Raw genomic sequence first — 17,087 nt, 5'->3', positions numbered from 1 at the left:
ACGATCTTTCCGACTTCTCAATCCGCCTTGGAATTCGGGCGGGTTGAGAAAGGAGGACCGCAACGCATCGTCACGAATATGACGCTCCTCACGCACGTCCACACACGTCGCTTTATTCCAGGGCCAGTTGGAATTAAGGCGCCAATTCGGACAGAACAGTCACATGCGACGCAGTCGGATAACCGTCGCATCAAGGTCCCCGCGCAGCCCCGTCCGTATCCCGTGATGCAGCAGCACCGCACCCCGGTGCACTTCGCCCGTTTCGCGGCACTCATACGCTTGTGTCGGGTCGAGTCCACGCAGCCGGAGCGGGGCGACCGGCTCGCCGTGACGCTGGGCCTGGAGCCAGGCGAGGACGACGGTCTCGTCGCCGTGGACGTACTGCACCGCGCTCAGCCCGCCCTCCGGGGGTCGCAGCCGGTAGAGGTCGCCGCGCTGCACGACGGGCCGGATCTCTTTGTAAAGCCCCACCCAGTCCCGCGCCTCGGCGAGTTCCTCCTCACTCCACTCGCTCAGGTCTCCGCCGACGCCGAGCACCCCGGCCATGGCGCTCACGAAGCGGAACCGCAGCGAGCTGACTCGCCCGTTGAGCTGCGTGTTCGGACTGTCCGTGACCCAGGCGGCCATGACCCGGGCCGGGTGGATCTGGCTGAAGCCGTGCTGAATGGCGAGCCGGTCGAGCGGGTCGGTGTTGTCGGAGGTCCACACCTGGTCCGTACGCGCCATGATCCCGAGATCGATGCGGCCGCCACCGCCGGAGCAGGACTCGAAGGCGACTCCCGGGTGCGCGGCCCGCAGCCGGTCGAGGAGGGCGTACAAGGCCTCCACGTGCTCGACCCACAGCTTCTGCGGGTAGCGCTCGCCGGGCCAACCCGCGTCCGTGAAGCAGCGGTTGAAGTCCCACTTCACATAGTCGATCGGGGCGCTGGAGAGCAGGCCGTCGAGCTGCTCCCACAGGTACTCCTGGACGTCCGGGCGGGCGAGGTTCAGTACGAGCTGATTGCGGTACTCCGTCCTGGTTCGCCCCGGCTGGAACTGCACCCAGTCCGGGTGCGCGCGGTACAGCTCACTGTCCGGATTGACCATTTCCGGCTCGACCCAGATCCCGAATTGCATACGCAGCGCGTGCACGTAGTCGCCGAGCGGCTTGAGCCCGCCCGGGAAACGGTCCGGGTTGGGCGTCCAGTCGCCGAGCCCGGCCCGGTCGCTGGTCCGCGCCCCGAACCAGCCGTCGTCGACCACGAACAGCTCGACCCCCATCGCGGCGGCCCGCCGCGCGAGCACCCCCTGCTGGTCCTCGGAGATGTCGAACGTGGTGGCCTCCCAGGAGTTGAACAGCACCGGCCGGTCCTGGTCCGCGTCCGGGATGACGTACGCGCGCTGGTAGGCGTGCCAGGCCCGGCTCGCCCCGCCGAAGCCGCCGTCGCTCCACAGTCCGGCGAAGACGGGGGTCGTGAACGACTCCCCCGGCTCCAGGCGCACCAGCCCGGAGTCGTCGTACCCCGCGCCGCCGGAGATCTGTACGCGCGCGTCGGGCAGTTGGGCCACGGAGATCCGCCACGAGCCCGACCAGCCGAGCGCGCACCCGTACACCTCGCCGCTCTCCTCCGTCGCCTCGCTGTCGAGCGCGACCCACGGCAGATGCTGGTGCCCGGTGTGCCCGCGCCGGCTGCCGATGACCTTCTCACCGTAGGTGAGGGCGGAGCGCACGAGCCGGGACTCTGCCGCCCATCGCCCGTGCAGCTGGGACAGCCGCCAGCCGTCGCGCTCGGGCAGCGTCCAGGTCGCGGAGTCGGCGCGCAGCAGCTCCAGGGCGGGGCCTTCGTTGGCCAGGGTGACCCAGCGCTCGATGACGTCGCCGCGCATCCGGTAGTGCAGCGTGATGCCGAGCCCGGAGTCCGAGAAGCGCAACCGCAGCTCGTCACCGTCCGCCCGGTACTCCTCGAAGCGCCACTCGGTGCCGCGCCGCTCGTCCGTCCGCACGGAGAGGGCGGGGCGGACGAAGCGGGGGCCGCCCTCGACCGGGTACTCCTCGTGCCCGTCGAGCGGGGATTCGAAGGGCCAGTACTGCGGCGCGGGCATGGCGGCGAGCGCCTCGGCGTCGGCGAGCGTGACCCGTGGGCCCCAATGCAGGTGCAGCAGCTCGTCGCGTTCGGTGAGCCGTAGTGCGTAGCCGCTCATCGGCCCCGAGAGAAGCCAGGTACGACCGTCCGAGCCGACCTCGATCATCAGTCCCCCACAGATTCGAACACGTACGATCAGGCCCCAACATCATCATGGCTCGGCGCCTCGGAGGCAACGCCTGTGGACAACTCATTGCCCGAGGAACCCATGTCGTATCGTCGAGAGCGCAACCCGTCGACTAGCGCCGCCCAGCGAAGCCGAGCAGCGCCGACGGCCGAATGGGAGGAGCCCCAGTGACGCAGCAGGTCCCGTCGACCGAGCCCGAGCTGGCCGGAGTGCGCAACTTCCGGGACGTGGGCGGCCTGCCCACCGTGGACGGCCGGCGCGTGCAGCACGGGCAGCTGTTCCGCAGCGGCCACCTGGCGCACGCCACCGAGGAGGACGCCGCGTTCCTCGCCTCCCTGGGCCTGCACACGATCTTCGACTTCCGCAATGCCTCGGACCAGAAGCTGGAGGGCCCGGACGTCGAGCTGCCGGGCGTGCGGAACGTGAATCTTCCGCTGACCGACCCGGCCGACGGCGCCGAGTTCTGGAAGATGGTCCGCGACGGCGAGATCGACCAGCTGCGCTCGATCCTCGGGGACGGCCAGGCCGCGCACCGCATGATCACCTCGTACCGCACGATCATCAAGGAGCGCACGACCGAGCACTCCCAGGTGCTGCACGCGCTGGCCGACGACAGCGTGCCCGCGCTGATGCACTGTGCGGCGGGCAAGGACCGCGCGGGCCTGTCGATAGCTGTGGCGCTCCTCGCCCTCGGTGTCGAGCGCGACGCGATCGTGGCCGACTACCTGGAGTCCAACGCCACGCACCGCCGCTACAAGGTGCACCGCAGCAGCAGCTCCGCCTCCGCCTACTCCCCGGAGGTCATGGAGCTGCTCAGCCCGCTGTTCGACGCGCGCACCGAATACCTGACGGCGGCCTTCGAGACGATCGAGGAGACCTGGGGCGGCGTCGACGCCTACCTGGAGCAGGCGCTGCGGATCACCCCCGAACTGCGGGAGCGACTGCGCGAGCGCCTGCTGGACTGAGCCCCGAAGGGGATCTAGTGGCTCTGCGCCCCCAGCGTGAACAGTAGGTAGATGAAGGCCGCGAAGACGTGGCCGACGGCGATATAGATGATCAGTCGTATCCACAGGGAGCGCGGGAACCGCTCCTCCATGGACCGTCGCGTGCCGGGTTCCGTGGGTTCGGTCATGACGTCTCTCCCGAGGTCGGGTGCCCCGTCGCCGGGCCGAGGCACAGCGCGGCGGTGGGGCTCTGCAGCAGGGTGTGGACAAACAGGAGCTCGGCTCCGGCGTGATCGGCGGCGGCGATGCGGTGCGGGGTGAGCGAGTCGAAGTGCGCGCTGTCGCCCGGCGCGAGCAGGTGCGCGGCGTCCCCGAGGCGCAGCCGCAGCCGCCCCCGGAGGACGTACAGCCACTCCTCGCCGGGGTGGACGCGCACGATGTCGCCCTGCGAGCCGTACGGGACGTGCACCCGCAGGGCCTGCATGCCCCGACTCGGGGCACCGGCCTGCCAGTACGTCCAGCCGCCCGCACCGGTCGGCTCCATGTCGGCGGCGCGCACGATCGCGTCACGTTCGGCGACCGTCTCGCCGAGCAGTTCGGAAACGGTCGTACCGTAGATACGGGCGAGCGCGAGCAGCATCGGCAGCGAGGGCTGGCGCTGCCCGGTTTCCAGGCGCGAGAGATGGGCGGGCGAGAGCCCGGCGGCGCGGGACGCGGCCTCCAGGGTCAGGGAGGCACGACGGCGCAGCTCACGCAGTTGGGGTGCGACGACGGGAAGCTCGGTGGACGGTTCCTCGGTCTCCCCCGGTTCGGCAGGGCTCATGCCTTCCATTGAGCCCGAACATTACCTCTAGGGCAAATTTCTTGCCCCAGAGGCAAAAAGTACGAGCAACCTCAGCGGTTCGCCACCGCCTGCTTCACCAGCGTCTTCCCGAAGTCCCACATCAGCCCGCCCCCGCTGTGCGCGTCGTCCATCACGGCGGTGAAGGCCTCGACGAAGCGGTCCACGTCCCGCTCGCCGATGATCAGCGGCGGGATCAGCTTGATCACCTCCAGATGGTCGCCGGAGACCTGGGTGAGGATGCGGTGCCGTTGCAGCAGAGGGACGACCACCATCTGCGCGAACAGGCCCTTGCGCGCGGCCTGCAGCATCGCCCAGCGGCTGCGCAGCTTCAGCGAGGTGGGCCGCCCGAACTCGATGCCGATCATCAGGCCCCGGCCGCGTACGTCACTCAGCAGCTCGTATTTGTCGGTCAGCGCCGCGAGCCGGGACTTGAGCTGCTCGCCCGTGGCGCGCGCGTTGGCGACGATCTGCTCGTTCTCCATGACCGACAGCACGGCGAGACCGGCCGCCATGGCCTGCGCGTTCGACCCGAAGCTCGCCGAGTGCACGAGGACCCGGTCCATCGACGAGTAGACCTTCTTGAAGATCCAGTCCTTGCCGAGGGTCGCGCCGACCGGCACATAGCCGCCGGAGAGCGCCTTGGCCACGCACACCAGGTCGGGCTCGACGCCTTCCTCGTGCTGGTAGGCGTAGAAGTCCCCGGTCCGCCCGAGGCCGGTCTGCACCTCGTCCGCGATGAGCAGCGCCTTGTGCTTGTGCAGCAGCTCCTGGGCGGCGCGCAGATATCCGGCCGGGGCCTCGTGCACGCCCTTGCCCTGGATGGGCTCGACGATGAGCGCGGCGACGTCGCCCTTCTTCAACTCCCGTGCCAGGACGTCGAGATCACCGAGCGGGACGGCCGTGTCGGGCAGCAGCGGGGCGAAGCCGTCGCGGAAGCCGTCCTCGCCGTTCACGGACAGCGAGCCGGTGGTCAGGCCGTGGAAGGCATGCGCGCAGTAGAGGATCCGCGGCTTGCCGGTGGCGTACCGGGCGAACTTCAGCGCGGTCTCGACGGCCTCCGTACCGCTGTTGCCGAAGAAGACCCGGTCCAGGTGCGGGCTGTGGGCGAGCAGCTTCTCCGCGAGGAGTCCGGGCAGCGGCTGGCAGTCGAAGCGGGTGAGGTCGGCGAGCGAGGCGTCCAGGACGTCGTGCAGCGCCTGGCGGACGACGGGGTGATGGCGGCCGAGGCCCATCACCCCGAACCCGGCGAGCATGTCCAGGTAGTCGTTGCCGTCCGCGTCCCAGAAGTGGGCACCCTCCGCGCGCTCGTACACCTTGTCGAAGCCGATGGTGTGCAGCATGCGCGGGAGCTGGTGGTTCAGGTACTTGGTGTGCAGCTCGTAGCGCTCGGCTCCGCGCTCGGCCAGCAGCGCGCCGAGGTCGAACTCCCGCTTCTCGGCAGGGTCGTTCATTCCTGTTTCTCCTTGGACAACTCATCCATGGACAGCTCGTCCTCCACCTTGGACAGCTCATCCTTGACGGCCAGGCCGGCGCTGATCCGCCCGGCGATCTCGACGGGCGTGAGACCTATGTCGGCCAGCACCTCACCGCGCTTGGCGTGCGCGAGGAACTGCTCCGGGATGCCGAACCGCCGGACTGGTACGTCGACTTCGGCATCGCCCAGTGCCAGCGCGACCGCCGCGCCGACCCCACCCGCCCGGCTGTTGTCCTCGACGACCGCGAGGAGCCGGTGCTCGGCGGCGAGGCCGGGCAGCGACGGGTCGACGGGCTTGACCCAGCGCGGGTCGACCACCGTGCACCCGATGCCGCGCGCTTCGAGCAGCTCGGCAGCCTGCAGACAGACCGGCGCCATGACGCCGACGGCCACCAGGAGGACCTGCGGGGTCCCCGCGCCGCGATGCAGGACGTCCAGCCCGCCCACATGGTCCACCGCCGCGATCGCCGGTCCCACCGACTCCTTCGGGAAGCGGATCAGCGTCGGCGCGTCGTCCACGGCGACGGCCTCCCGCAGCTGGGCCCGCAGCTGGTCGGCGTCGCGCGGCGCGGCGATCCTGAGGCCCGGCACGACCTGGAGGATCGACATGTCCCACATGCCGTTGTGTGACGCTCCGTCAACTCCCGTGACTCCGGCCCGGTCCAGGACGAAGGTCACGCCGCAGCGGTGCAGTGCGACGTCCATGAGGAGCTGATCGAAGGCCCGGTTGAGGAAGGTGGCGTAGACGGCGACGACGGGATGCAGGCCGCCGGTGGCGAGCCCGGCCGCGGACACCGTGGCGTGCTGCTCGGCGATCCCGACGTCCCACACCCGGTCAGGGAACTTCTCCGCGAACTTCCCGAGTCCCACCGGGTGCAGCATGGCCGCCGTGATCGCCACGATGTCCTCCCGCTCCTCGCCGATCCGCACGATCTCGTCCCCGAACACCGAGGTCCAGGAGGGCCCGTTGGAGGGCGCGAGGGGCTCACAGGTGAGCGGGTCCATCACACCGACCGTGTGGAAGTGGTCCTCCTCGTGCGCGAGCGCGGGCTCGTAACCGCGGCCCTTCTCCGTCAGACAGTGAATGAGCACGGGCCCGTGGAAGCGTTTCGCGCGCCGCAGCGCGGACTCGACGGCCCCCACGTCGTGTCCGTCGATCGGCCCGACGTACTTGAGCCCGAGGTCCTCGAACATGCCCTGCGGCGCGAACGCGTCCTTGAACCCCTTCTTCGCGCCGTGCAGCGACTCGTAGATGGTGTTTCCGACGACGGGCGTACGCAGCAGCACATCCTTGCCCCAGGCGAGGACCTTCTCGTAACTGTCCGTCGTACGCAGGGTCGCGAGGTGGTTGGCGAGGCCGCCGATGGTCGGCGCGTACGAGCGTTCGTTGTCGTTGACGACGATGATCAACGGGCGGTTCTTGGCGGCCGCGATGTTGTTCAGCGCCTCCCACGCCATGCCGCCGGTGAGGGCGCCGTCGCCGATGACCGCGACGACATGGCCCTTCTCCCCCTGCACCTGACGAGCCTTGGCGAGCCCGTCCGCCCAGCCCAGCGCCGTGGAGGCGTGACTGTTCTCGATGATGTCGTGCTCGGACTCCTCGCGTGACGGGTAGCCGGACAGGCCGCCCTTGCCGCGCAGCTTGGAGAAGTCCTGACGTCCGGTCAGCAACTTGTGCACATAGCTCTGGTGGCCGGTGTCCCACAGGATGCGGTCGACGGGCGACTCGAAGACCCGGTGGAGCGCGATGGAGAGTTCCACCACTCCCAGATTGGGCCCGAGGTGTCCGCCGGTCCTGGCGACCGCGTGCACCAGGAACTCCCGTATCTCTTCGGCCAGTTCACCGATCTCCGCCTCGGACAGCGCCTTCAGGTCGCGTGGTCCCCGGATGTTCTCCAGAATTGTCACGCTCGGGCCCCCTCTCGGTCCGTGCTGATCAACTCACGGTGACGGCCGGTTCTCCGGACGCGACGCCGTCGTTCTCCATCTGCTCGGCGAGCTTCATCGCCTCGTCGATGAGGGTCTCCACGATCTTCGACTCGGGTACAGTCTTGATGACCTCGCCCTTGACGAAGATCTGCCCCTTGCCGTTGCCGGAGGCGACCCCCAGGTCCGCCTCCCGCGCCTCGCCGGGGCCGTTGACGACGCAGCCCATGACCGCGACGCGCAACGGGACCTCCATCCCCTCCAGACCGGCCGTGACCTCGTCGGCCAGCTTGTACACATCGACCTGGGCGCGCCCGCAGGACGGGCACGAGACGATCTCCAGACGCCGCTGGCGCAGCCCCAGCGACTCCAGGATCTGGATGCCGACCTTGACCTCCTCGGCGGGCGGCGCGCTCAACGACACCCGGATCGTGTCCCCGATGCCCTCGCTCAGCAACGCCCCGAACGCCACCGCCGACTTGATGGTCCCCTGGAACGCCGGACCGGCCTCGGTGACGCCCAGATGCAGCGGGTAGTCGCAGGCGGCCGCCAGCTGCCGGTACGCGTTGACCATCACCACCGGGTCGTTGTGCTTCACCGAGATCTTGATGTCCCGGAAGTCGTGCTCCTCGAAGAGGGAGGCCTCCCACAGCGCCGACTCGACGAGCGCCTCGGGCGTCGCCTTGCCGTACTTCTGCAGCAGCCGCCGGTCGAGGGAGCCCGCGTTGACGCCGATCCGGATCGGCGTGCCGTGATCCTTCGCGGCCCGCGCGATCTCCTTCACCTTGTCGTCGAACTGCTTGATGTTGCCGGGGTTGACGCGGACGGCCGCACACCCCGCCTCGATCGCGGCGAACACGTACTTCGGCTGGAAGTGGATGTCCGCGATCACCGGGATCTGCGACTTGCGCGCGATGGTCGCGAGGGCGTCCGCGTCGTCCTGCGTGGGGCAGGCGACACGGACGATCTGGCAGCCGGACGCGGTGAGTTCGGCGATCTGCTGCAAGGTGGCGCCGATGTCCGACGTACGCGTCGTCGTCATCGACTGCACCGACACCGGTGCGCCGCCCCCCACCGCCACCGGTCCGACCTGGATCTGCCGTGCCACACGGCGCTCGGCGATCGGGCGGACCGGCACCTCGGGGAGGCCCAAGGAAACGGCGGTCATGTCGTCACCCGCGGCTTTCGGTGAAGGTCTCGCGGGCGGCGCGCAGCGACTCCTTGAGGGAGCCCATGGTGGCGAGGACGGCGGTCGGCTCGTAGCCGCAGTGCGCCATGCAGTTGGCGCACCGGTCGTCCTTGCCGCGGCCGTAGGAGTCCCAGTCGGTCTCGTCCAGCAGCTGCTGGTACGTCTGCACGTATCCGTCGCTCATCAGATAGCAGGGCTTCTGCCAGCCGAAGAGCGAGTAGCTCGGGATCGCCCACGCGGTGCACGGGAAGTCGACCTTGCCCTCCAGGAAGTCCAGGAAGAGCGGGCTCTGGTTGAGCCGCCAGCGGCGCCGGTTGCCGCCCGCGAAGGCCTTCTTGAACAGCTCCCGGGTCTGCTGCACGCCGAGGAAGTGCTCCTGGTCGGGCGCCTTCTCGTAGGCGTAGGCGGGCGAGAGCATCATCTCGTCCACCTTCAGGTCGTCGTTGAGGAAGTTGAGGACCTCGATGACGGTCTGCGGGGTGTCGGTGTTGAAGAAGGTCGAGTTGGTGGTGACGCGGAAACCGCGCCGCTTGGCCTCCTTGATGGCCTCGACCGCCTCGTCGAAGGTGCCCTCCTTGGCCACGGACTCGTCGTGGCGCTCGCGCAGCCCGTCGATGTGCACGGCCCACGCGAAGTACGGCGAGGGCTTGAACTTGTCCATCTTCTTGCGCATCAGCAGCGCGTTGGTGCACAGGAAGACGAATTTCTTCTTGGCCACCAACTGCCGCACGATCTCGTCGATCTGCGGGTGCATCAGCGGCTCGCCGCCGGCGATGGACACCATCGGGGCACCGGACTCAAGGACCGCTCCCACGGCCTGGGCCACGGGCATACGCTGCTTGAGCACGCCCGCCGGGTGTTGGATCTTGCCGCAGCCCTCGCATTTGAGATTGCACGCGAAGAGCGGTTCCAACTCGACCAGCAGCGCGAACTTGTCCCGCTTCCTGAGCTTCTGTTCAAACAGGTATGTAGCGACCTTAATGGTCTGACGCAGCGGCATGGCCATCTGGCTCACCTCCGGGGGAGCAGCAAAGAACGGTGCCATTCAAAGAAAGCGGGAAGCACGGCACGAAGGACGCGGAAAGCTGATATTCCACCGCGGACCGTGCCGATACGGACGAGTTCATGTTCAGGAGCGTCCACGACCACCCGTACGGCTGCAACCGGGCGCGCGCCCGCACGCACGGCGCTGAGAAGCGTGGACGCCGACTCCATATCGACTGCGATGGCGCCGGTCGCGAGCAGATCCGACCGTTCGTGACCGCGGACGACGTGATCGGAGCCGGTGAGCGGCCCCGTGTGGACCGTGCGTCCGGGCACGGCACGCACGAGTTCCTTGACGAGCAGATCAGTGCCCACGCAAGGCGTATTGCCGCGCGGGTCGCGGGTCTCCTCGGCGACCACCAGGTCACCGGGGTGCATGCCCGGGGCAAGCCCCGCGCAGAAGCCCGTGGCCAGAACGGCCGCCGTGCGCAGCGCCGGGTCGGCGAGGACCCGGGTGACCGAGCGCTCGGCCGCCTTGGGCCCCATGCCCGTACGCAGCACGGTGACAGGCCCGTCGGCCCCGGTCCGGTCGCCGCTGCGCAGGGCGAGGTGCTCGATGCCGAGCGCGCAGGCGATCAGCAGCGGGGCCGGATCGGGCTTCGTGCTCATCAACCCCCCTTGGCCTCGGAGAAGGGCTCCCCGTGGACGTACCGGCCGAGCGCGGTGAGCGGGAAGACCTGACGGTAGAGGTGGTAGTTGATCGAGAAGTCCCACGGGAAGCCGGTGCCGGTGAAGTACGGCTCGTCCCAGGAGCCGTCCGCCAGCTGGGTCTCCGCGAGCCATTCGACCCCGCGCTCCACGGCCTTGGAGTCGCGCTCCCCCGCGGCCAGCAGGGCGAGCAAGGCCCACCCGGTCTGGGAGGCGGTCGAGGCGCCGCGTCCGCTCCACTCCGCGACGTCGTGGTAGGAGCGCAGGTCCTCGCCCCAGCCGCCGTCGTCGTTCTGCACGGTCTCCAGCCAGGCCACGGCCCGGCGGATCGCCGGGTGCGAGGCGGGCAGCCCGGCGGCGACCAGCGCGGGCACCACCGACCCCGTGCCGTATACGTAGTTGACGCCCCAGCGCCCGAACCAGGAGCCGTTCTGCTCCTGTTCGGCCAGCAGCCACTCGATGCCCCGGCGGGTGCGCGGATCGTGCGAGAGCCCTTCGACCGCGAGCATCTCCACCACATGGGCGGTGACGTCGGCGGACGGCGGGTCGATGACCTCGCCGAAGTCGCAGAACGGCAGCCGGTTGGGGAACGCGCTGGTGTTGTCGACGTCGAAGGCGCCCCACGCACCGTTCTTCGACTGCATGCCGAGGTTCCAGCGCACCCCGCGCCCGATGGCCTTCTCGACACGCTCCGGGTCGTGGTGCCTGACGCGGCGCAGGGCGAGGACGACCTCGGCGGTGTCGTCGATGTCGGGGTAGTTGTCGTTGTGGAACTCGAACGCCCAGCCGCCCGGCGGCAGCCCGGGCCGCTTGACCGCCCAGTCGCCGGGCCGGGCGATCTCCTCGCCGAGCATCCAGTCGGCGGCCTTGACCAGCTGCGGGTGGTCGGCGGGCAGCCCCGCGTCGGCGAGCGCGATGGTCGCGAGGCAGGTGTCCCAGACCGGTGACTGGCAGGCCTCGATCATCCGGGCGCCGTCCTCGCGCCATACGGCGAAACGGTCCAGCGAGGCCAACCCCTCGCGCATCACGGGGTGTTCGAGGTCGTAGCCGAGCAGATGCAGGGCGATGACCGAGTAGACGGCGGGCGGCTGGATGCCTCCCCAGCAGCCGTCGTTCTCCTGCCGCTCGATGATCCAGCGGGCGGCCGTGTTCATCGCGGCCCTGCGCAGCCCGCGCGGCGCGACCTTGCGGAACTGGTGCAGCGCCTTGTCCAGGCGCTGGAAGGCGCCGTCCCAACTCGCCACCGGGGCAAGGGGCTTGACCGGATTGGGGTTGCGCGCGTCGGTGTGCAGCTCGTCGAGCGCGAACGGCGCGGGCCGCACCGGGCGCTTGGCCGAGACGATGGTGAGCGGCACGATCGTCTGCCGCGCCCAGCATCCGAAGTCGTAGATGTTCAGCGGCATCCACTTCGGGAAGTAGATGAGCTCCGGCGGGAGTTCGGGCAGGTCGTCCCACTTCCACCAGCCGAACAGGGCGAGCCAGATCCGGGTGAAGACACGGGCCGATGCGATGCCGCCGCGCTCACGGATCCAGGCCGACGCCTTCGCCATGTGCGGTTCGTCGGGGGCGTCCCCGGCCAGGCGCAGGGCGACGTACGCCTCGATGGTGGTGGACAGTTCGCCGGGGCCCCCGTAGAACGTGGCCCAGGTGCCGTCCGCGCGCTGCTCGCCGCGGATGAAGAGACCGGCCGCACGGGTGGTCGTCTCGTCGCGGATGCCCAGGAACTGACGGAGGAGCAGGTCCTCGGCGTCCATCGTGACGTTCGTCTCGAGGTCGCCCTTCCACCAGCCCTCGGCGTGCTGCCGCGCGAGCAGGAAGTCGGTGGCGCGCTGTATCGCGCGCGTGGCGGCGTCTCGGGTCTCGACTGTCCCGGCCGCCTCGGGAGTCGTCTCGTGGGGTGTTTCGCTGGCCGAGGCAGCGCGGGGCGGCAGGGCCCCGGTGCTTCCGTCGGTCGTCGCTGTCATGGCTTCCCCTTCGTGCAGTGGTACGTCTCTGCTGGGTCCGCCGTCGGCCGGTGCGTCGTTCGGATGGAGGTACCCCCTGCTCAACGAAGTGGAGAGCTTGGGGGGAGGCACCGGCCGGCGACTACGCGAGGTTCATTCGACCGATAGTGATCATCTCTTCCGTACGACGACGAAGTCGGCGAGCGCCACGAACTGGGCCCGTACCTGGTCGGGCATCTGGACGGCGTTCAGGGCCTCAATGGCGATGGTGTGCTGGCGGCGCGCCTCCTGGGCGGTCCACTCGCGGCCGCCCGCCTCCTCGATGAGCGCGGCGCGCGCGGCGAACTCCTCCTCGGAGAAGTTCTCGAAGTCGCTGGCCTTGGCGTCCTCGGCGAGCAGTTGGCCGAGGCGCTCGGAGGCGGGTCCGCCCGCGGCGAGCGCGGCCACGACCGGCAGGGACTTCTTGCGCTGGCGCAGATCGCTCCAGGTCTGCTTTCCGGTGGCCTCCGGGTCGCCCCAGATGCCGAGGAGGTCGTCGACGGCCTGGAAGGCCAGGCCGAGGTGGTAGCCGTACCTCTCCAGCGTGTCGGCGGTGAAGTCGTCGGCGCCGCCGAGCACCGCGCCGATGGAGCAGGCACAGGCGAGCAGGGCGCCCGTCTTGTTGCCCTCCATCTCCAGGCACTCCTCGACGGTGACCCGGTCGCGGTGCTCGTAGGAGATGTCCTGGGCCTGGCCGTCGATCAGGGCGCGGGTCGCGGTGGTGAGGCGGCGCGTGGCACGGCCCGCCTCGACGGTGCCGAGCTCCAGCAGGATCTCGTTGGCGAGCGCGAACAGGGCGTCGCCGACGAGGATGGCCTGGGCGGGGCCGTGCACCTTCCAGACGGTGTCGCGGTGGCGGCGCTGTTCGTCACCGTCCATCAGGTCGTCGTGCAGCAGCGAGAAGTTGTGCACCAGTTCAACGGCGACCGCACCCGGCACGCCCACCTCGGGGGCGGCACCGGCGGCCTGCGCGGACAGGACGGCGAGCGCGGGGCGTACGGCCTTGCCGCCGTCACCGTCCGCGGGATTGCCCTCGGCGTCGATCCAGCCGAAGTGGTAGGCGGCGACGGTGTCCATGGGGGATGCCAGGCGGTCGACGGCCGCCCGCAGCACCGGTGTGGCCAGGGTCCGGCCGCGCTCCAGGAGCGCGGTCACGTCCACCGCGTCGGCAGCCGTTTCGGCCGGGGGCACAGTGGGCACAGTCTCTCCTCTTGTTGCGATACCGGGGATGCGGGGACCGGTCCCGTGCAGATCGAGCGTCACGCTGCCTCCTCGAAGAGTTCGAAAAGGTGATCGCGGGGCCGGCCCAGGGCGCCCAGCGCGGCGCCGGCCGCACTGACGCCACTGCGGACCGCACTCTCCATGGTCGCGGGCCACCCGGTGGCGGTCCACGCTCCGGCCAGGTACAGGCCGGGGGCCTTGGTGTGGGCGCCGGGCCGCAGCCGCCCTACGCCCGGGGTGGGGGCGAATGTCGCCGTGCGCTCCCGGGTCACGAAGAAGTCCTTCACTTCGGCGCCGCGCGCGGCGGGCAGCAGCCGCTCCAGCTCCGGCAGATAGCGCTCGCGCAGTACGGCGACGGGATCGTCGATCTCGTCCTGCGCGGCCGACTGCGACAGCGCGAGGTACTGGCCCTCGGTGAGCCCGGACGCCTCGGTCCGGTCGAAGACCCACTGCACCGGGGAGCCGAGCGCCGCGAAGAACGGCCTGCTGAGCACCTTCCGGTCGTAGACGACATGGACGTTGAGGATCGGCGCGGTGCCGATCCCCAGGAGCCGCTCAGGGGCGTCGAGCACCCCCTCGGGCAGCAGATCGTGGGCCTCGCGCTGGGGTACGGCGAGGACGACCGTGTCGGCTTCGATGCGCTCGCCGGGAACCTGAACGCTCCAACGCCCGTTTCCGTTAGGGGAGATGGAGGTGACGCGTGTACGGACCTCGGTACGGACGCCCGCGGAGTCGAGCGCCTTGCGGGCCAGGGTGTCGTGCAGTTCGCCCAGCGGGACGCGTGCCCAGCCGATGTCGGCCGCGCCCGGGTCGGACAGCAGACCGGTCTTGAACACCATCGCGGCGAGCCCGAGCGAAGCATCACCGGCCACCGCGTTGAGGGTGGCGACCCCCACGAGGTCCCACAGTGCCTCGACGGCACGCTCCGACTGACCGTGCTCGACCAGCCAGCTGCCGAAGTTCCGCGCGTCGAGCGCCGGATCGGCGAGATCCAGGCTCTTGAGCGCCAGTGCGGCACGCCCGACCTTGGCACGCTCGGCGAGCGACAGATGCTGATACGTCGCGAGGCTGCGCGCCAGATGCAGCGGTACGGGCAGTGAGGTACGGCCGAGTCTGCCGAGCCGTCGCCCGGGTTTGCCCTCGGCGTCGAGAACGGGCACGTCGAGACGATCCTGCAGAGGCGCCAGCGAGGCTCCGTCGATACGGTCGAGGAACCAGCGGTAGGCGGTGCAGCAGCGCAGGTACACATGCTGGCCGTTGTCGACCGTCAGGTCACCGCGCTGGAAGGAGAACGCGAGCCCGCCCAGCCGCGGCCGGCCTTCGAGCAGCGTCACGCGCACCCCCGCGTCGGCGAGCGCGAGCGCGGCGGTGATCCCGGCGAGCCCGCCGCCGACCACCACGGCGGTTGCCCCCTGGGCGCGGCCCGACGTGTCCGCGGCCTGCGTGACCTCGCTCATCGTGCACCCTCCCCTGCGGCTGTGCCGTGATGATTGAACCGTGCACGGCAGGCCGTTGCAGTCAGGGACGCCACCCGGCTCCGGAGGGTTGCCTGCCGTTTTTCGCCGGTGGAATCACCTTGGCCCAAATTGTCCATCAGGCACGCCTCCTGACGGTACGGCGGGACACATGCCGGGCGTCGAGGCCGGAGAGGCCGCGCACGGCGACGTACGCCTTCTCGCGTCCGGGCAGCGAGACCCGGCCGCGCAGCACGGCCTCCGGCTCGCGCTCGATGCGGTCGAGCAGGCGGCGGTAGATGCCGGCCATCGCCGCGACACAGGCGCCGCTGCGCCGGTCGAGCATGGGCAGCAGCCGGTAACCCTCGGCGAAAAGGGCGCGGGCCCGACGCACTTCGAAGTGCACGAGGCCCGCGAAGTCGGAGCCGGGCGGTGCTGTCGGCCCGTTGAACCCGACCGAGCAGCCGAACTTGGCGAGGTCGTCGGCGGGCAGATAGGTACGCCCGCCCTCGGCGTCCTCGCGTACGTCCCGCAGGATGTTGGTGAGTTGGAGCGCGAGCCCGAGCGTGTCGGCGTACTCCGGCGCGCGCTCGGCGCCGCGCGCCCCCGGTTCCGTACCGAACACGCCGAGCGAGAGCCGCCCGATGGCTCCGGCCACGCAGCGGCAGTAGACCTTGAGGTCGTCCCAGGTCTCGTACGTCTCGCCGCGGACGTCCATGAGGACGCCGTCGATGAGTTCATCGAGGCCGCCGAGGGGCACCGGGAAGTGCTCGGCGGTGTGGCTGAGGGCGACCGCGACCGGGTCGATGTCGTCCTCGTCGACGGAGCCGGCACGGATCCGGGCGAGCAGCGCCCGGGTGTCCTCCAGGCGGGCCGCCTTGACGTCCGGTGCGAGCGCGCCGTCGCCGATGTCGTCGACACGCCGCGAGAACGCGTAGAGCGCCGACATCGCGCGGCGCTTGGGCGTCGGCAGAAGTCTGATGCCGTACGCGAAATTACGGGCCTGCTGACCGGTCACTGCCTCGCAGTAGCTGTACGCGGCGAGTACCGGTGCGGACATGTGTGGTGGAGACTCCACGGTCCGGATCACCCCTCTCCTCGCAGAGTCACTCCCACCTCGCGCAGCAACTGGAGCTTGCCGGGCTTGGGCGGGCCGGGAAGTACGTCGTATTCGGCGGCGGCAATCGCGCGGATTGCCGCCCTTCCCCCCGCAACGAACCCCGCGAGCAGCAGCTTCAGCCTGCCGTGGACGCTACCCACGAGGGGGGTGCCTTCATTCAGGAGGTTCACGGCACGTTCTGCTTCGTATGCAACCAGCGCTCGCACCGAGGCGCCTGCCGTGGCGGCGGCGAGGTCCGCCTCCTGGACGTGGAAGCGCTTCATGTCCTCGGCGGGCAGGTAGACGCGGTCGCGGCCGAGGTCCTCGGCGACGTCCTGGAGGTGTTCGACGATCTGCAGCGCCGTGCACACCGCGTCGGAGCGGCGGACGCGCTCGGGCGTGGAGGTGCCGGTGACGGAGAGGACGAGGCGGCCGACGGGGTTGGCGGACAGCTCGCAGTAGGCGAGGAGGTCGTCGTAGGTCTCGTACCGCTTGACCAGCTGGTCCTGACGGTTGGCCGCGATCAGGCCGAGGAAGGGCTCGGGGGTGAGGCCCGCGCGGCGGACGGTGGGCCGGAGTCGGCACAGCAGGGGGTGGCGCGGGGTCGAGTCGAACACGCGGTGAAGATCGTCTTCGAAGGCGTCCAGCAGGAGGAGGCGGTCCTCGGCCTCCTCGGGCGACACGCCGAGGAGGCGGGCGTCGGCGCCGCCCGGGGCGAGGTCGCCGTCGCCGATGTCATCGACGAGGCGGGCGAAGCCGTACACCGCCATCAGGTCGTCGCGCCAGGCCTTGGGCAGGAAGAAAGGCGCCACGGGGAAGTTTTCGTCCGCGGCCTTGTCGAGGGTGCCGCGCTCCGGATCACTGGTGCGCGCCGTCCCGGCTTCGGTCACCGCTCGCCGCCCGGCGCGGGGACGGCACACGCATCGCGGAGCTGGAGAGTTTCCGTAGCCATTGCCGTCACATCTCCCGTTCTACACTGCCGACCCAATACTGCCCATTTCGGACACGCCGC

General features: G+C 70.0%; 15 protein-coding genes. 1 reads left to right on the top strand and 14 read right to left on the bottom strand.

Features of this window, described 5'->3' with window-relative positions; translation table 11 throughout:
* Positions 1 to 159 precede the first annotated feature (159 nt).
* Positions 160 to 2,229 carry an alpha-galactosidase gene (locus ACFY0T_RS19150; RefSeq protein ID WP_388871435.1) on the bottom strand — a complete coding sequence of 690 codons (2,070 nt, stop codon included), beginning with the start codon at positions 2,227 to 2,229 and terminating at the stop codon, positions 160 to 162.
* A gap of 188 nt (positions 2,230 to 2,417) precedes the next feature.
* Here ACFY0T_RS19150 and ACFY0T_RS19145 point away from each other — a divergent pair, with 188 nt between their 5' ends.
* Positions 2,418 to 3,215 carry a tyrosine-protein phosphatase gene (locus tag ACFY0T_RS19145; RefSeq protein ID WP_388871433.1) on the top strand — a complete coding sequence of 266 codons (798 nt, stop codon included), beginning with the start codon at positions 2,418 to 2,420 and terminating at the stop codon, positions 3,213 to 3,215.
* Positions 3,216 to 3,229: 14 nt separating this feature from the next.
* Here ACFY0T_RS19145 and ACFY0T_RS19140 read toward each other — a convergent pair whose 3' ends face one another.
* From ACFY0T_RS19140 to hpnC, 13 genes are all read right to left on the bottom strand, one after another.
* Positions 3,230 to 3,346 (bottom strand): DUF6126 family protein, encoded by a 117-nt coding sequence (locus tag ACFY0T_RS19140; RefSeq protein WP_388871561.1) that lies wholly within the window; start codon positions 3,344 to 3,346, stop codon positions 3,230 to 3,232.
* 32 nt (positions 3,347 to 3,378) lie between these two features.
* Positions 3,379 to 4,017, bottom strand: coding sequence for a helix-turn-helix domain-containing protein (locus tag ACFY0T_RS19135; protein WP_388871430.1), 639 nt, complete (start codon positions 4,015 to 4,017; stop codon positions 3,379 to 3,381).
* A 71-nt stretch (positions 4,018 to 4,088) separates the two neighbouring features.
* The gene (locus ACFY0T_RS19130) at positions 4,089 to 5,489 is read right to left on the bottom strand and encodes an aspartate aminotransferase family protein (protein ID WP_388871427.1); all 1,401 of its coding nucleotides are present in this window, start codon (positions 5,487 to 5,489) and stop codon (positions 4,089 to 4,091) included.
* The gene (dxs, locus tag ACFY0T_RS19125) at positions 5,486 to 7,420 is read right to left on the bottom strand and encodes a 1-deoxy-D-xylulose-5-phosphate synthase (protein WP_388871425.1); all 1,935 of its coding nucleotides are present in this window, start codon (positions 7,418 to 7,420) and stop codon (positions 5,486 to 5,488) included. Before dxs ends, ACFY0T_RS19130 begins: the two co-directional genes overlap by 4 nt.
* A gap of 28 nt (positions 7,421 to 7,448) precedes the next feature.
* Entirely contained in the window at positions 7,449 to 8,606 is a 1,158-nt protein-coding gene (gene ispG / locus ACFY0T_RS19120; protein ID WP_388871422.1) for a flavodoxin-dependent (E)-4-hydroxy-3-methylbut-2-enyl-diphosphate synthase, read from the bottom strand.
* A gap of 4 nt (positions 8,607 to 8,610) precedes the next feature.
* A complete protein-coding gene (hpnH, locus tag ACFY0T_RS19115) occupies positions 8,611 to 9,633 on the bottom strand; it encodes an adenosyl-hopene transferase HpnH (RefSeq protein WP_388871419.1) in 1,023 nt (340 codons plus the stop codon).
* Positions 9,634 to 9,638: 5 nt separating this feature from the next.
* Positions 9,639 to 10,280, bottom strand: a complete 642-nt coding sequence (locus ACFY0T_RS19110; RefSeq protein WP_388871416.1) for a 1-hydroxy-2-methyl-2-butenyl 4-diphosphate reductase — start codon at positions 10,278 to 10,280, stop codon at positions 9,639 to 9,641.
* Positions 10,280 to 12,283 (bottom strand): squalene--hopene cyclase, encoded by a 2,004-nt coding sequence (gene shc / locus ACFY0T_RS19105; RefSeq protein ID WP_388871413.1) that lies wholly within the window; start codon positions 12,281 to 12,283, stop codon positions 10,280 to 10,282. The genes ACFY0T_RS19110 and shc overlap by 1 nt, the downstream gene beginning before the upstream one ends.
* Before the next feature lie 150 nt (positions 12,284 to 12,433).
* Positions 12,434 to 13,564: a polyprenyl synthetase family protein gene (locus ACFY0T_RS19100; RefSeq protein WP_388871410.1), complete on the bottom strand. Its 1,131-nt coding sequence runs from the start codon at positions 13,562 to 13,564 to the stop codon at positions 12,434 to 12,436.
* On the bottom strand, positions 13,561 to 14,979 hold the full coding sequence (gene hpnE / locus ACFY0T_RS19095; RefSeq protein ID WP_388871407.1) for a hydroxysqualene dehydroxylase HpnE: 1,419 nt from the start codon (positions 14,977 to 14,979) through the stop codon (positions 13,561 to 13,563). Before hpnE ends, ACFY0T_RS19100 begins: the two co-directional genes overlap by 4 nt.
* On the bottom strand, positions 14,976 to 15,116 hold the full coding sequence (locus tag ACFY0T_RS19090) for a DUF6380 family protein (RefSeq protein WP_388871404.1): 141 nt from the start codon (positions 15,114 to 15,116) through the stop codon (positions 14,976 to 14,978). Before ACFY0T_RS19090 ends, hpnE begins: the two co-directional genes overlap by 4 nt.
* Complete coding sequence (hpnD, locus tag ACFY0T_RS19085; RefSeq protein WP_388871402.1) at positions 15,116 to 16,066, bottom strand: presqualene diphosphate synthase HpnD; 951 nt, start codon at positions 16,064 to 16,066, stop codon at positions 15,116 to 15,118. The genes ACFY0T_RS19090 and hpnD overlap by 1 nt, the downstream gene beginning before the upstream one ends.
* A complete protein-coding gene (gene hpnC / locus ACFY0T_RS19080; RefSeq protein WP_388871399.1) occupies positions 16,063 to 16,965 on the bottom strand; it encodes a squalene synthase HpnC in 903 nt (300 codons plus the stop codon). The genes hpnD and hpnC overlap by 4 nt, the downstream gene beginning before the upstream one ends.
* Positions 16,966 to 17,087 lie beyond the last annotated feature (122 nt).

It is taken from the genome of Streptomyces sp. NPDC001530 (genome assembly GCF_042894545.1).
Taxonomy (GTDB): Bacteria; Actinomycetota; Actinomycetes; order Streptomycetales; family Streptomycetaceae; genus Streptomyces.
This window is presented reverse-complemented; position numbering and strand designations above follow the sequence as displayed.